Annotated in this window: 12 protein-coding genes; 2 read left to right on the top strand and 10 right to left on the bottom strand. The window is 59.6% G+C overall.

The genetic code is table 11. From position 1 onward, the window contains the following. From ATE40_RS19890 to ATE40_RS19860, 7 genes are all read right to left on the bottom strand, one after another. On the bottom strand, nt 1-990 hold the full coding sequence (locus tag ATE40_RS19890) for an ABC transporter permease (protein ID WP_063918350.1): 990 nt from the start codon (nt 988-990) through the stop codon (nt 1-3). Continuing rightward, the gene (locus tag ATE40_RS19885; RefSeq protein WP_025159884.1) at nt 983-2,482 is read right to left on the bottom strand and encodes a sugar ABC transporter ATP-binding protein; all 1,500 of its coding nucleotides are present in this window, start codon (nt 2,480-2,482) and stop codon (nt 983-985) included. The genes ATE40_RS19890 and ATE40_RS19885 overlap by 8 nt, the downstream gene beginning before the upstream one ends. 105 nt (nt 2,483-2,587) lie before the next feature. Continuing rightward, a complete protein-coding gene (locus ATE40_RS19880; protein WP_063918351.1) occupies nt 2,588-3,574 on the bottom strand; it encodes an autoinducer 2 ABC transporter substrate-binding protein in 987 nt (328 codons plus the stop codon). A gap of 328 nt (nt 3,575-3,902) precedes the next feature. Continuing rightward, nucleotides 3,903-5,246, bottom strand: a complete 1,344-nt coding sequence (gene gdhA, locus ATE40_RS19875; protein ID WP_019455234.1) for an NADP-specific glutamate dehydrogenase — start codon at nt 5,244-5,246, stop codon at nt 3,903-3,905. A gap of 203 nt (nt 5,247-5,449) precedes the next feature. Continuing rightward, complete coding sequence (uspA, locus tag ATE40_RS19870; RefSeq protein WP_019455233.1) at nt 5,450-5,887, bottom strand: universal stress protein UspA; 438 nt, start codon at nt 5,885-5,887, stop codon at nt 5,450-5,452. Between the two features lie 267 nt (nt 5,888-6,154). Continuing rightward, nucleotides 6,155-7,063, bottom strand: a complete 909-nt coding sequence (locus ATE40_RS19865; protein ID WP_063918352.1) for a LysR family transcriptional regulator — start codon at nt 7,061-7,063, stop codon at nt 6,155-6,157. Between the two features lie 104 nt (nt 7,064-7,167). Further along, nucleotides 7,168-7,941 (bottom strand): SDR family oxidoreductase, encoded by a 774-nt coding sequence (locus ATE40_RS19860; RefSeq protein WP_063918353.1) that lies wholly within the window; start codon nt 7,939-7,941, stop codon nt 7,168-7,170. 433 nt (nt 7,942-8,374) lie between these two features. On the opposite strand from ATE40_RS19860, the gene uspB reads away from it, so the two are divergent. Continuing rightward, nucleotides 8,375-8,710 (top strand): universal stress protein UspB, encoded by a 336-nt coding sequence (uspB, locus tag ATE40_RS19855; RefSeq protein WP_019455230.1) that lies wholly within the window; start codon nt 8,375-8,377, stop codon nt 8,708-8,710. 72 nt (nt 8,711-8,782) lie between these two features. Here the strand turns inward: uspB and pitA are convergent, their stop codons facing one another. Next, complete coding sequence (gene pitA, locus ATE40_RS19850) at nt 8,783-10,285, bottom strand: inorganic phosphate transporter PitA (protein ID WP_019455229.1); 1,503 nt, start codon at nt 10,283-10,285, stop codon at nt 8,783-8,785. A 300-nt stretch (nt 10,286-10,585) separates the two neighbouring features. Here pitA and ATE40_RS19845 point away from each other — a divergent pair, with 300 nt between their 5' ends. Further along, on the top strand, nt 10,586-11,785 hold the full coding sequence (locus ATE40_RS19845) for a BaiN/RdsA family NAD(P)/FAD-dependent oxidoreductase (protein WP_063918354.1): 1,200 nt from the start codon (nt 10,586-10,588) through the stop codon (nt 11,783-11,785). Nucleotides 11,786-11,814: 29 nt separating this feature from the next. Here the strand turns inward: ATE40_RS19845 and add are convergent, their stop codons facing one another. Both add and ATE40_RS19835 read right to left on the bottom strand, forming a co-directional pair. Continuing rightward, nucleotides 11,815-12,807, bottom strand: coding sequence for an adenosine deaminase (gene add, locus ATE40_RS19840; RefSeq protein ID WP_063918355.1), 993 nt, complete (start codon nt 12,805-12,807; stop codon nt 11,815-11,817). Nucleotides 12,808-12,821: 14 nt separating this feature from the next. Continuing rightward, nucleotides 12,822-13,757: a nucleoside hydrolase gene (locus ATE40_RS19835; RefSeq protein WP_019455226.1), complete on the bottom strand. Its 936-nt coding sequence runs from the start codon at nt 13,755-13,757 to the stop codon at nt 12,822-12,824. Nucleotides 13,758-13,855: the final 98 nt, after the last annotated feature.

Raw genomic sequence — 13,855 nt, 5'->3', positions numbered from 1 at the left:
TCAGATCTCCTTGAGCAGCTTGCGTTTTTCGTTCCAGGCGGTGGTGCTGATGCTGATCAAAATGATCGCGCCGCTGAATACCTGGTGCCAATAGGCCGAGACGCTGAGCAGCGTCAGTCCGTTTTGCAGGAAGGCCAGCAGTACCACGCCGAGCAGGGTGCCGGTCAACGACCCGCGGCCGCCGCTCATGCTGGTGCCGCCCAGCACCACCGCCGCCAATACCGTCAGCTCGAAGCCGAGCAGCGAGTTGGGCGCCACCGATTGGGTGATCTGCGCCTGCACCACCGCTGCGACGCCGGCCAGGATGCCCATGTAACCGTAGACGCAGAAGTGCAGCCGCAGCAGGTTGAGCCCCAGGCGCGACGCCGCGTCGCGGTTGCCGCCCATGGCGTAGATCTGGCGCCCCAGCCGGGTACGGTTCATCAGCACGCCGGTGACGACGATGGTCGCCAGCAGGCACAGCAGCGGCAGGGTCAGGCCGTAGTCGTAGCCGTCGGCGCCCTGGAACGAGAACCAGTTGATGCCGTTCATGAACCAGTCCGGGAAGCCGTACAGCCAGGTGCCGTTGGTGGCGTACACCAGCAGGCCGTAGAACAGGTTGAGGGTGGCGATGGTGATGATGATCGCCGGCACTTTCAGCCAGTACACCAGAAAACCGTTCACCAGCCCGAGCAGCAGGCCGACGCCGGCAGCCAGGGCGAACGCCAGCGGGAAGCTGCCGCCGTGCTGGATCACCCAGCTGGCCATCACATATTGGGCGATGGCGGTGATGGCCGGGAACGAAATGTCGATGCCGCCGGCGATCAGCACCACGAACAGGCCGCAGGCCAGGATGCCGAGAATGGCGTAGCTGGTGGCGACGTCGGTCAGGTTGCCGAGCGTCAGAAACTCGTCGGTGCCGGCGCTCAGGCCGATCGCCAGCAGCAGCACCAGCAGGCCGAGATAAAACTCGTGCCGCCCGGCCAGGCGGGCCAATAATGACTTATCCATTCACCACCTCGGCGATCTGTTGTTCGGTACTCTGGTGCGGCGCGAATTCGGCGATCAGCTCGCCCTTGCGCATCACCATCACCCGATGGCTGTTGTAATAGGCTTCCGGGATCTCGTCGCAGATCATCAGCACCGCCATACCCAGCTGCGCCAGATCGCGGGCGATCTGGTAGATCCCCTCTTTGTTGGCGATGTCTACGCCGACGGTAGGCGAGTCGAGGATCAGGATCTTCGGCTGAGTCGCTACCCATTTGGCGATGGCGATGCGCTGGGCGTTGCCGCCGGACAGGGTCTTCACCGGCAATGCGCTGTCGGACACCTTGATGTTCAAATCGCGGATCAGCCGGTTGACCAGCTCGGTCGCTTTGGCGTGATCCAGCAATCCAAGCGAGGTATGCAGCCGATCGAAGACGGTGACGATGGTGTTGTCGTAGATCGATTGATCCATGATCAGCCCCTGCGTCAGACGATCCTCCGACACATAACCGATGCCGTGGCGCACCGCTTCGCGGTTGTTGTGCAACTGTACCGCTCGGCCCTCGATGCGGATCTCGCCGCTGTCCGGCCGCGTCATGCCGAACAGGCTGAGGCATAGTTCGGTGCGGCCGGCGCCGAGCAGGCCGACGATCGAGACGATCTCGCCGCCGCGCAGCGCCAGATTGACGTTGCGGTATTTCTCGCCGCGGCTGAGGTTGCGCACTTCGAGCAGCGGTGCCTGTTCGGTTGACGGCAGCGGCGGCAGCGGGCTGTAGTGGAAGCGTTGGCCGGTCATCAGGAACGCCAGTTCATGGCTGTCCAGTTCGCTGGCCGGCCAGGTACCCACCAGCTTGCCGTCGCGCATCACGCTGATGCGGTCGGCGACTTCCATCACTTCATCCAATCGGTGGCTGACGAACACCACGCAGATGCCGGCGGCCTTCAGCTCGTTGACCACCCGCAGCAGGCCGTCGACCTCCTGGCGGGTCAGCGAGGCGGTCGGTTCATCCATGATCACCAACCGCGCCTCGGCGGCGATGGCGCGACAAATCGCTACCAGCTGCCGATCGGCGATCGACAGTTTTTCCACTTTTTTATCGGGGTCGATACGCACGCCGACCCGCGCCATGGCGTCCAGCGCCGTCTGGCGCATCAATCGCTGGCGTACCCAGAAGCGGCCGCCGGGCAGGTAGCTGTGGATGGCGATGTTTTCCGCCACCGTCAGGTTAGGGAACAGCGACAGGTCCTGATAGATCACCTGTATGCCGTAATAACCGGACAGCTGCGGCGTCAGGGCATGGAAAAGTTTGCCTTCCAGCGAAATATTGGCGCCTTTTTCCGGCTGATAGACGCCGGAGATGATTTTAATAATGGTGCTTTTGCCGCAGCCGTTTTGCCCGGCCAGGCAGTGCACTTCGCCTTTATTCAGCGTCAGGTTGATCTGGTCTAATGCCAGCACGCCTGGGAATCGCTTGCTGATATTCTCCAGGGTGATAAATGCGGGGGAGGTTGTCATAACGTTAACCTGTGCTTGCGTAGCGGCCGAAGCCCTGGGCGCAGCAAAGCTGCGCCCCTACGAGGGTTTAACTACTTTCCCGGTGTGGCGAAATTACGCGAAAAATCAGAATCCGAGCGATTTGGCGTTGTCTTTGGTGACTTCCAGAATCTTATTAAACCGAATCACTTTGTGCTCCATATCGACGTCGGCCTTGCCCAACCCCTCGATCGACAGATCTTTATTCACTTCTTTGCCTTGCAGCAGCTGATCGGCCACCGTGACCAGCGCATAACCGGCATCTTTCGGATCCCACAGCAGCGCTTTCTTGATGTCGCCGCGCATCAGGTAAGGGGCGGCCTGCGCCGGCATGGCGATGCCCACCACCGCGATTTTGTCCTTGGCGCGCTTCTTGGCCACCGCCTGGCCGGCGCCGATCGGGCCGAGCGAGCCGAAGCCGATGATGCCCTTCATCTGCGGATAGGTTTTCATCAGATCCAGCGTGGTGGCGTAGGATTTGTCGATGCTTTCCGCCACCGGCAACCGCGAGGTGACTTCAAACATGTCCGGGTATTTTTCTTTCTGGTATTTGATGGCGGAATCGGCCCAGGCGTTGTGCAGCGGTACGGTCAGCGAACCGACGTAGATCGCGTAACCGCCTTTGCCGCCCATGTCTTTCGCCAGCTCATCGACGTTGGCCTGCGCGTATTTCTCGCTGTCGATGGTCTCGATGTCCCACTGGCCGATCTGCTGGTCCGGGGATTCATGGGTCAGCACCACGATGCCTTTGTCGCGCGCCTTTTTCAGCACCGGCTCCAGCACCTTGGCGTCGTTCGGCACCACGATGATGGCGTTGACGTTCTTGGCGATCAGATCCTCAATCACCTTGACCTGCGCTGCCGGATCCGGCGTAGCAGGGCCGGTCTGGTAAGCGTTGACGTCGAGTTTTTTCGCCGCCTCGTTAACGCCCGTTTCCATGCGGTTGAACCACGGAATGCCGGTCACTTTGGCGACCACGGCGATCTCATATTTATCAGCGGCGAACACAGGTGTTGTCGATAACATGCACGCAGAAACCACACATGCATTTAATAATGCGAGGTTAAATTTCATTAGCTGTACCTTTTTTTATCTGTAGGGGTGGCGGTTTTTCCACCGCTGCAGATTACAAAGGAATGGAAGAGGGGGCGTAGCTGAAGTTAATAAAATGTGATCTGCGCATATTTAAGTAAAATATTGACGGGTTTGTTGTTAAATAAATGTTTAATTATTTGGCGGTGGTAAATTTACTACCGATTAAATGGCAAGTTTAAACTATTTGATAACTTAAAATTAACAAATTGAGATCATTTTGACGGCGTGAGGGTGGAAAAAAATGCCGGCGCAGAGGCCGGCATTGAAGCATTTAATCGATGTGTGAACAAGATCACCTTTGCGGCGATTACAGCACGCCCTGCGCCAGCATGGCGTCGGCGACCTTGACGAAACCGGCGATATTCGCGCCGTGTACGTAGTGAGTTTGCTTGCCTTCGCCGCCGTATTCCACGCAGGCGTGGTGAATATCCGCCATGATATGTTGTAAACGTACATCCACTTTCTCCGCCCGCCAACCGATGCGCGCGGCGTTCTGCGCCATCTCCAGCCCTGAGGTGGCCACGCCGCCGGCGTTGGCCGCCTTGCCCGGCGCGAACAGCACCCCGGCGTCGAGGAAGGCGTCGGTGGCCTGGATGGTGGTCGGCATGTTGGCGCCTTCCGCCACCGCTTTCACCCCGTTGCGGATCAGCGTCTGCGCCGCGTCGAGATCCAGCTCGTTCTGAGTGGCGCACGGCAGGGCGATATCCACCGGCACGTTCCACGGCTGCTGGCCCGCCAGATAGGTCAGGCCGCGCTCGCGAGCGTAATCCGCCACCCGGCCGTAACGCTGGTTTTTGATCTCCGCCAGGTGCGCCAGCTTCTCGGTGGTGAAACCATCTTCGTCCACCAGGGTGCCGCCGGAATCCGATACGGTGATCACGCGCGCGTCCAGCTCCAGCGCTTTTTCGATGGTGTACTGCGCCACGTTGCCGGAGCCGGATACCGCCACCCGCATGCCTTCAAAGCCCAGGCCGTGGCGTTGCAGCATGGCGTCGGTGAAGTACACCAGGCCATAGCCGGTCGCCTCGGGGCGGATCAGGCTGCCGCCGAAAGAGAGGCCCTTGCCGGTAAACACGCAGGCGGTATTGTTGGACAGCTTCTTCATCATGCCGGTCATAAAGCCGACTTCACGGCCGCCTACGCCGATGTCGCCGGCCGGCACGTCGGTGTCCGGCCCCAGATGGCGATACAGTTCAGTCATCAGCGCCTGGCAGAAGCGCATGATCTCGCCCTGGCTTTTGCCCTTGGGATCGAAATCGGAGCCGCCTTTGCCGCCGCCCATCGGCAAGGTGGTCAGCGCATTCTTGAAGGTCTGCTCAAAGCCGAGAAACTTCAGGATCGACAGGTTTACCGACGGGTGGAAGCGCATGCCGCCCTTGTAAGGGCCGATGGCCGAGTTGAACTGGACGCGGAAGGCGCGGTTGACCTGCACCTGGCCGCGGTCGTCCACCCAGCTGACGCGGAACTGAATGACGCGCTCGGGCTCTACCAGGCGCTCCAGCAGCGCCTGTTCGCGATAGCGCGGGTTGCGTTCGATAAACGGCCACAGCGAAGTGAACACTTCGCGCACCGCCTGCAGATATTCCGGCTGGTGGGGGTTATGGCGCTGTAACGAGGACAGGAAAGACTCTACCGATGCGGCATATTCCATGGATAACTCCTTTTAGCATTAAATGTTCCCCCGCTGTTTTTTATAGAAATGGGTTTAGGCGATGCTCGGGGGGAGGATGTTGTGTCTTTAGCGACTATATCATCGGAGGGCGGTTGATTATCAAGCGATTAATCGGTGTGACGGCATGAAAAACGCCCGCATGGCGCGGGCGTTGGGCAGCTTGGTTAGCGGGCGCTTACTTTTTACTCGTCTTCTTCATCGCGCAGCGGCACGATCAGCATGTCGATGTGCACGGTATTGATCAGCTGGCGCGCGGAAGACATCAGCTTGCTCCAGAAGTCCTGGTGGTGGCCGCACAGCACCAGGTCCATATCGTATTTCTTGATGGCGTCCACCAGCACCTGCGCCAGATCGCCGCTGCCGCTCAGGGTCTCGCTGATCGGGTAGCCGGCGTTCTGCGACAGCTCGGTCAGCGCCTGATGGGTTTCCTCGGAGATGCGTTTTTGCATGTCGCCGAGGTTGACGTCGATCAGGCCAGTATAGAGATCGGAATAGTTGACATCGACGTGGATCAGAGAAACTTTAGCGTTGTACGGCCGCGCCATAGAGACGGCTTTCTCTACCAGGATCTTGCTTTCCGGGGATAGGTCTACCGCGATCAATATGTGTTTGTAAGCCATAAGAATACTCCTTCCATAAACATGCCGATTAAAAAGGGTTAGCAGGCGTTCCATGTACCCGCCTGGCGCTTTTGGTTCCATAGTATCATTCGGATAACGCAATGATATGTTGGGGCGATCACACTGCGCCGCATCGAAACGCTCTCCGCCCGATACCTTTCGTTGTACACCCGCGCGGCGTAAAAGCCTATGGGTTATGCGAATGCTGACGGTCTGACCGCTTGAATTATAAGCGTTATTAAACAAAGTATAGCGCTAAATGTGCAATCAGCGTTCCAGATGCGGCTGCAGCAGGCTTTCAAACCACTCGTGAAACACCGCCAGGCGGCGCGAACGCTGGCGGCGATGGGGATAGATCAGCGCGATCGGCATGGAGGCGGGGCGGTAATCGGGCATCACTTCCACCAGTTCGCCGGCGTCGAGCAGATGCTGCACGTCGTAACGCGGGATTTGCATCAACCCCAGCCCGGCACGGCAGCAGGCGATATAGCTTTCGGCGTTGTTGACCACCACCCGGCTGGGCAGTTCGAGCCGCCGCGTGTGGCCGTCGTCGGTCAGGTATTCCCAGGGGGATTCGCGGCCGGTTTTGGGGGAGGCGTAGCCGATACTCCAGTGTCCTGGCGCGAGATCGCCGGGTTGCTGCGGGTAACCAAATTCGCTCAGGTAGGCGGGGCTGGCGCAGTTGATCTGCGCGATGCGGCCGAGCGGGCGCATCACCAGGCTGCTGTCGTGCAGATCGCCGACGCGCACCGCGCAGTCGACCCCTTCCTGCACCAGATCGATGGCGCGATCGGCGGAGCCGAGCATCAGCTGCAGGTGAGGATGGCGCCGCAGCAGGCCGGGCAGCGCCGGGGCGATCAGCCGGCGGGCGATGCGGCTCGGCACGTCGACGCTGAGCCGCCCGGAGGCCTGGCGCTGGCTGGCCTGAAACGACTGATCGATGTCTTCCACTTCGGCCAGCAGCGGGCGCAGTCGTTCGAGCAGCTGCTCGCCGTCGGCGGTCAGCCGCACCTGCCGCGTGGTGCGGTGCAGCAGGCGCACGCCCAACTGCGTTTCCAGTTGTTGCACGGCGGCGGACACCGAGGCGCGCGGCACCTCCAGCGCATGGGCCGCCCGGATAAAGCTGCCCATTTCCGCCACCTGCACGAATACGCGGTATTGATTGAATCTGTCCATCTCGTTGACCTGCTGTTCCTTGGCGCTGTTCCCGACAGAAAGTGTAGCCGCATGGCGCGGTTGCGCGCGAGCAGGTGCGGGGGCGATATTTGCCCCCGCCGGGATTATTTGGTGGTGTAGCCGCCGTTGATCAGGATGGTTTGGCCGGTTACCCACCAGCCGTCGCTGACCAGATGGCGGATGAACGGCACCACGTCTTCGATATCGGTCAGGCCGGTTTTGCTGAACGGCGACAGCGCCGCCGCCGTTTTGTGGTAGGCCACGGCGTCCGCGCCTTCCGCCGGGTAGAAGAATGGCGTATCCATCGGGCCGGGGCCGACCGCGGTCACGGAGATGCCGCGTTCGCCGAACTCCTTGGCGGCGGCGCGGGTGAAATGCTCCACCGGCGCCTTGGTGCCGGCGTAAGCGGCGTAGAACGGCGTGAAGGCGCCGAGCAGCGAGGTGACCAGTGTGCAGATTTTACCGTTGTCGTTGAGGTGCTTGCCCGCCTCTTTCAGGAAGAAGAACGCAGTTTTGGCGTTGACCGCCGCCATCTCGTCATACTCGGCTTCGCTGATGTCGACCATCGGTTTTTTCAGCACTTTGCCGACGGTATTGATGGCGATATCCGGCTTGCCGACGGCGGCGATCGCATCGGCGAACAGCTTCTCGACCGCGCCCGCGCTGGTCAGATCGGCCTGCAGCGCGACGCCTTGCGCCCCGGCGGCCTGAATGGCGGCGACGGTTTTCTCCGCCTCGGCTTTGGAAGCGGCGCTGTTGTAGTGGATCACCACCGCTTTGGCGCCTTGTTCAGCCAAATCGCGAGCGATCAGCCCGCCGAGATTTTTGGCGCCGCCGGCGATCAGAACGGTTTTTCCCTTGATTGAATGGTTTGCCATAACAGTTTCCTTGGATGAACGTAACGGAAACCTGAGTCTAGCCAGCGCCGGGGGAAAGATCAGCGGCGTGCGGCGGGATAGACTATCCAGAAAAACCGACTAATTATCGGCCGGCGACAACTCGCTATCTCGCCCCGGCGGGGGGCTTTCGGCGCACGGCGGTAAATTTTATCCACTGATCAGGCCAGTTTGCGTTTCATTAACCTACAATGATGGATATGGGCCTCATCATTTCCCCTCTGAGTAGAACCACGCTGTGCAAGTTTCTCTGTGCGGTGCGGCAACGTCTTCGGAGGCGGTGGGTTATGGGCGTGGCCCGTGCAGGCAAAAAAAGGGGATGAGAGCGGTAAGCTCCAGCAGAGTATCGGGTAATGAGGTAGGGCGGTTGGACCCGGCGGATGGCCGTGGATAACAACGCCTTGAGGGGGTAATCATGATCAGTACCGTCGCGCTGTTTTGGGCCTTATGTGTGGTGTGTGTGGTAAACATGGTGCGGTATTACTCTTCTCTGCGCGCGCTGCTGGTGGTATTGCGCGGCTGTGACCCGTTGCTGTACCAATACGTCGACGGCGGCGGTTTCTTCACCGCCCACGGGCAACCCAGCAAGCAGCTGAGGCTGGTGCGCTATATCTTTGCGCAGCGCTATGTCGAGCACCACGATCCGGAGTTTATTCGCCGCTGCGAGCGGGTGCGCGGGCAGTTTATGCTGACTTCGGCTCTGTGCGGCCTGGTGGTCATCAGCCTGATAGGGCTGATGATCTGGCATTGATGTCTGTCCGTTTCCTTTGATGCAGGCAAAAAAAAGGCGGCCATTCGGCCGCCTTTCTCATGTTGCTATCGGTTAGATCAGCTTCAGCGCCACCCAATACAGCGCACCGGAAAGCAGAATCGAGATTGGCAGGGTCAGTACCCAGGCCAACAGGATGTTTTTCACGGTTTTGCTCTGCACGCCGCCGCCGTCCACGATCATCGTCCCGGCAACCGCCGAAGAGAGCACGTGGGTGGTGGAGACCGGCATGCCGGTATAGCTCGCTACGCCGATCGACAGCGCCGCGGTCATCTGGGCCGACACGCCCTGGGCGTAGGTCATGCCTTTCTTACCGATCTTCTCGCCGATGGTAGTAGCCACGCGTTTCCAGCCCACCATGGTACCGAGCGACAGCGCCAGCGCGACGGCGACGATGATCCACATCGGCGCATACTCGACGGTCTGCAGCAAATCCTGACGCAGGTTCTTCAGGAAGCGCTGGTCGGCAGATGAGGTTTCCGGCAGCTTGGCGACTTTATCCGCCGTGTCGGTCACGCACATCAGCAGGCGGCGCAGGTGGCTGCGCTGCTCAACCGTCAGCTGATCGTAGCTTTGCAGGTTGGTCAGCATGCCCTGAGCCAGTTCGATCGCCGGCATGGCGCGCGAACTGTCGCAGTGGAACTCGGCCGGCTTGTTAGGTTCGGCTTCGTCATCCGGGCTTGGCACCAGCGGCGTCAACGACACCGCATGCGACAGTGCGTCACCGTGCTGCTGGTAATATTGCTGCAGGTGGGTCACGGCATCACGCGTACGGGTGATGTCATAACCGGTTGCATTCATATTGACCACGAAGCCGGCCGGCGCCACGCCGATCAGCACCAGCATGATTAGGCCGATGCCTTTCTGGCCATCGTTGGCGCCGTGCGAGAAGCTGACGCCAATCGCCGACAGGATCAGTGCGATACGGGTCCAGAACGGCGGCTTGCGTTTGCCGTCGACCTTTTCACGTTCCGCAGGGGTCATGTGGATACGCTGGCGTTTCTTGGTGCCACTCCAATAGCGGCGCAAGGCGAACACCATCACTCCCGCCACCATCATGCCGACCAGCGGCGAGAACAGCAGAGAAAGGAAAATGCCAATCATTTTCGGGACGTTAAGCGCATCCACCACCGAAGTGTGGGTCATCAGGGCGTTGGTTAAACCGACACCGATGATTGCGCCTATCAGCGTATGGGAACTGGAGGCCGGCAGACCGAAATACCAGGTGCCGAGGTTCCAGATGATTGCCGCCAACAGCATGGAGAAGACCATGGCTAATCCGTGTGCTGAACTGACGTTCAACAACAGATCGGTAGGCAACAAGTGGACGATGGCGTAAGCAACACTCAAACCGCCGAGCATTACGCCAAGAAAGTTGAACAAACCTGCCATCACGACCGCAAGTTGCGAGCGCATGGCGCGGGTATAAATAACTGTAGCGACCGCATTGGCCGTATCATGAAAACCGTTGATGGCTTCATAAAACAACACGAACAACAATGCGAGAATTAACATCAGGCCGGTATGGAAATCCAGGCCAGCGAACAAATGCAGCATAAGCGTTACGCCAGTTTGTGGACATGAACGCCGCGCATTATCAGTGACAACCGGGGCCGGGGAAAAGGAAAATATGACGTTTTTTTGATTTGGACATGACGAAACGATGGCGTGTCTATAACAAAAATATGAAATATCAACGCGTTATTCTCCTCTGACCTCTGTAATATTTTCTTACTATGGCGTTGACGGCGCCGGGGCTTTACAATCTGCCGCCGTGAATTTGGCGGTGACCGGCGGCGAAACGGCGTAATATGGCGCTCTTTTGTCGCGATTGTGGTTTTGATAAGAGAGGCTCAGGTGGAACAGTTTGATGTCGTAGTGATTGGGGCGGGCGCTGCCGGCATGTTTTGCGCCGCGCAGGCGGGGCAACTCGGTTGCCGCGTGTTGCTGCTCGACAACGGCAAAAAACCGGGCCGCAAGATCCTGATGTCCGGCGGCGGGCGCTGCAACTTTACCAACATGTATGCCGAACCGGCGGCCTACCTGTCGAACAACCCGCATTTCTGCAAGTCGGCGCTGGCGCGTTATACCCAGTGGGACTTCATCGATCTGATCAACCGCTACGGCATCGCCTACCATGAAAAAACGCTGGGGCAGCTGTTCTGCGACGACTCGGCGCAGCAGGTGGTGGATCTGCTGGTCAAAGAGTGCGAGCTGGGCCAGGTGACGATGCGCCTGCGCAGCGAAGTGCTGGGCGTGGAGAAAACCGCACAGGGTTACGAACTGGCGCTGAATGGTGAAAAAGTGAGTGCTCGCTCACTTGTGGTGGCCAGCGGCGGATTATCCATGCCGGGGCTGGGCGCCTCGCCGTTCGGTTACAAGCTGGCGGAGCAATTTGGCCTCAAAGTGCTGCCGACTCGCGCCGGGCTGGTGCCTTTTACCCTGCATAAGCCGCTGTTGGAGCATTTGCAGACGCTATCCGGCGTCTCGGTGCCGGCGGTGATCACCGCCGAGAACGGCGTCAGTTTCCGCGAAAGCATCCTGTTTACCCACCGTGGCCTCTCCGGGCCGGCGGTGCTGCAGCTGTCGAGCTATTGGCAGCCTGGTGAGTATGTGAGCGTTAACTTACTTCCTGAGCTGGATCTGGCGGCTTTCCTCGATGAACAACGGCGGCAACACCCGAACCAAAGCCTGAAAAATACCCTGGCGCTGCAATTGCCGAAGCGGCTGGTGGAATGCTTGCAGATGCTGGGACAACTGCCGGAGGCGACGCTGAAGCAGCTGAATGCCCCGCAGCAGGCGGCGCTGGTGGATCTGTTGCAGAACTGGCGCGTGCAGCCGAACGGCACCGAAGGCTACCGCACGGCGGAAGTGACGCTCGGCGGCGTCGACACCAACGAACTTTCCTCCAAGACGATGGAAGCCCACAAGGCGCAGGGGCTCTACTTCATCGGCGAAGTGGTGGACGTGACCGGGTGGCTGGGCGGTTACAACTTCCAATGGGCCTGGAGCTCGGCCTGGGCCTGCGCCCAGGCGCTGGCGGCGCAGGAACGTTAAAACGCCGCTCAACCTAGAAATGCGCCGGGTCACATTGGCCCGGCATTGAGCTGATTCATTAATTTTATTTTAGTGTCATCGTCGAGAAAACTCGCCTCCAGCGCCTGCCTGTTACTGCGGTTAAAATCTTCATCGCGCCAGCCGAAGGCGTCGTGCAGCAGCTGATATTCCTTGTTCAGCGTGGTATCGGCGACGGTGCGCGCATCGGTATTCACATTCAGCCGCACCCCCCACTTTTTCAGCCGGTCTATCGGATGGTCGTCGATGCTGTCGAACAGATTGCAGGTGAGGTTACAACTGGGGCAGATCTCGAGCAGCACGCCGGTGGCTATCAGACGCTCGACGAGTGCGGGGTCCTCGATGCTCCGGACGCCGTGGCCGATACGCGACACCTGCAGCCGATCCAGCGTCTCCCGCACGCTGTCTGCGCCTTTCGCCTCACCGGCGTGGGCGATGACGTTGCCACCGGCCTCACGCACGGCGCGAAAGGCCGCCACATGGTGGGTTAGCGGATAACGCGCCTCGTCGGCGGCCAAATCCAGCGCTACCACGCCACGGCCCAGAAAGTTAACCACGAGCCCGGCGGTTTGCAGGCTGGCGGCCGCATCGAAATGCCGCAGCGTGCACAGGATCAGCCCGGCGGTGATGCCGTAAGTTTGCGCGGCGTCATGCATCGCGGCGAGCACCGTCTCGACCACCGATTCGCCGGTTAATCCCATCCGGGTATGCAGCAGCGGAGCAAAGCGCACTTCCGCATAGATGACGTTATCCGCCGCCAGCTGCGCGAACAAGTCATCGACGGCCAGCGTTATCGCCTGGCATGTCTGCAAGAGGTCTATTTGCGGCGCGATCTTGCTTAAAAAGTCCCCCAGATCGGCGCATCGCTTCGGCGCGATAAATTGCCGATTAAATGCCGCTCTGGTTATTTGCGGGTTGGCCTTCTTTACATAGTGATAGCTTAAACAGGTATCCAAATGGACGTGTAATTCCACCTTGTTTAATTTGCTCGGATCGAAAGTCATGGCGGCCACCTATTTCATTCGCGGTGAGATAACAGCGAGAACAGTTTTTCTTTAAACAGACCGGGTTTAATGCGGGTAATTACGCGCGCATTGGCCGGTTTGCCGGTCAGGTGGGTGGAATCGATGACGTAATGGCCGTAAGACCCTTCACTTTTATATTCTACCCAAGAATACGCCTCCAGACTGGTCTCGACGATGTCCGGGTAGAGCGCCACCGCCATGGTGGTCGGATCGGGTAAATCAAACCCTATACGCTCGGTGCGCCCGGCGTTAAACGCCATCAGCGTGCGGTTGCAGCGCACGGCAAAGCGCCCCAGCTCGCTGAGATCATTCAATCGAGCTATATCGCGTTGGTCGATAAACGCTTCCCCCATGCCGATCTCCCAGCCGACAAGGGTGAGCGGCAGCCCGGCAGTGAGCACCAGATGCGCGGCTTCGGCGTCGGCGTAAAAATTAAATTCGGCCAGCGGGGTGATATTGCCGGGCGTCAGCCCGGAACCGCCCATGACATAAACCCTTTTCACGTGTTCGGCCAGCGCGGGCGCCTTCAGCACCGCCATCGCAAGATTGGTCAGCGGCCCGAGGGTGACGATTTCCAGCTCGCCATTGAGCCGTGCGGCACAGTCGATGATGGCGTCTACGGCATGAACGGGTTCTGCGCTCAGCTGTGGGTTCGGCAAGGCCATGTCGCCCATGCCGTCTTCGCCGTGAATATGGTGCGAGTGATAGCGCGTGCGGAAGAGCGGTTTCGCCATGCCGGCGTAGACCGGAGGGGCATAGGTTCCCGCTTTTTCCACGCAAATGAGCGCATTTTTGACGCATTGTTCAAGTGGGCAGTTGCCTGCGACGGTGGTGATCGCTTCCACCTTCACGTCGGATTCGCGCAACGCCATCAGCAGCGCGACGGCATCGTCGGAAGCGGTATCGGTGTCTATCAGAATATGTCGCATGGCACTCTCCTTGGGTGGGGTCTGCGGAGAACATACCCAGACGACCCGAGGCAAAAAAGGCCAGATGTCCTTTTTCGTTCTGAAGCGCGCCGGCTATG

The sequence above is a fragment of the Serratia surfactantfaciens genome, from assembly GCF_001642805.2.
GTDB lineage: Bacteria > Pseudomonadota > Gammaproteobacteria > Enterobacterales > Enterobacteriaceae > Serratia > Serratia surfactantfaciens.
The sequence above is the reverse complement of the archived record's forward strand: the minus strand, read 5'-3'. Positions and strand labels throughout refer to the sequence as shown.

What these genes read in the sequence shown, in the direction of transcription:
- ATE40_RS19860 (WP_063918353.1), bottom strand. Translation starts at nt 7,941, where the DNA reads ATGGCAAACCATTCAATCAAGGGAAAAACCGTTCTGATCGCCGGCGGC.
- uspA (WP_019455233.1), bottom strand. Translation starts at nt 5,887, where the DNA reads ATGGCTTACAAACACATATTGATCGCGGTAGACCTATCCCCGGAAAGC.
- gdhA (WP_019455234.1), bottom strand. Translation starts at nt 5,246, where the DNA reads ATGGAATATGCCGCATCGGTAGAGTCTTTCCTGTCCTCGTTACAGCGC.
- ATE40_RS19835 (WP_019455226.1), bottom strand. Translation starts at nt 13,757, where the DNA reads ATGCGACATATTCTGATAGACACCGATACCGCTTCCGACGATGCCGTC.
- add (WP_063918355.1), bottom strand. Translation starts at nt 12,807, where the DNA reads ATGACTTTCGATCCGAGCAAATTAAACAAGGTGGAATTACACGTCCAT.
- ATE40_RS19885 (WP_025159884.1), bottom strand. Translation starts at nt 2,482, where the DNA reads ATGACAACCTCCCCCGCATTTATCACCCTGGAGAATATCAGCAAGCGA.
- ATE40_RS19865 (WP_063918352.1), bottom strand. Translation starts at nt 7,063, where the DNA reads ATGGACAGATTCAATCAATACCGCGTATTCGTGCAGGTGGCGGAAATG.
- ATE40_RS19880 (WP_063918351.1), bottom strand. Translation starts at nt 3,574, where the DNA reads ATGAAATTTAACCTCGCATTATTAAATGCATGTGTGGTTTCTGCGTGC.
- ATE40_RS19890 (WP_063918350.1), bottom strand. Translation starts at nt 990, where the DNA reads ATGGATAAGTCATTATTGGCCCGCCTGGCCGGGCGGCACGAGTTTTAT.
- uspB (WP_019455230.1), top strand. Translation starts at nt 8,375, where the DNA reads ATGATCAGTACCGTCGCGCTGTTTTGGGCCTTATGTGTGGTGTGTGTG.
- pitA (WP_019455229.1), bottom strand. Translation starts at nt 10,285, where the DNA reads ATGCTGCATTTGTTCGCTGGCCTGGATTTCCATACCGGCCTGATGTTA.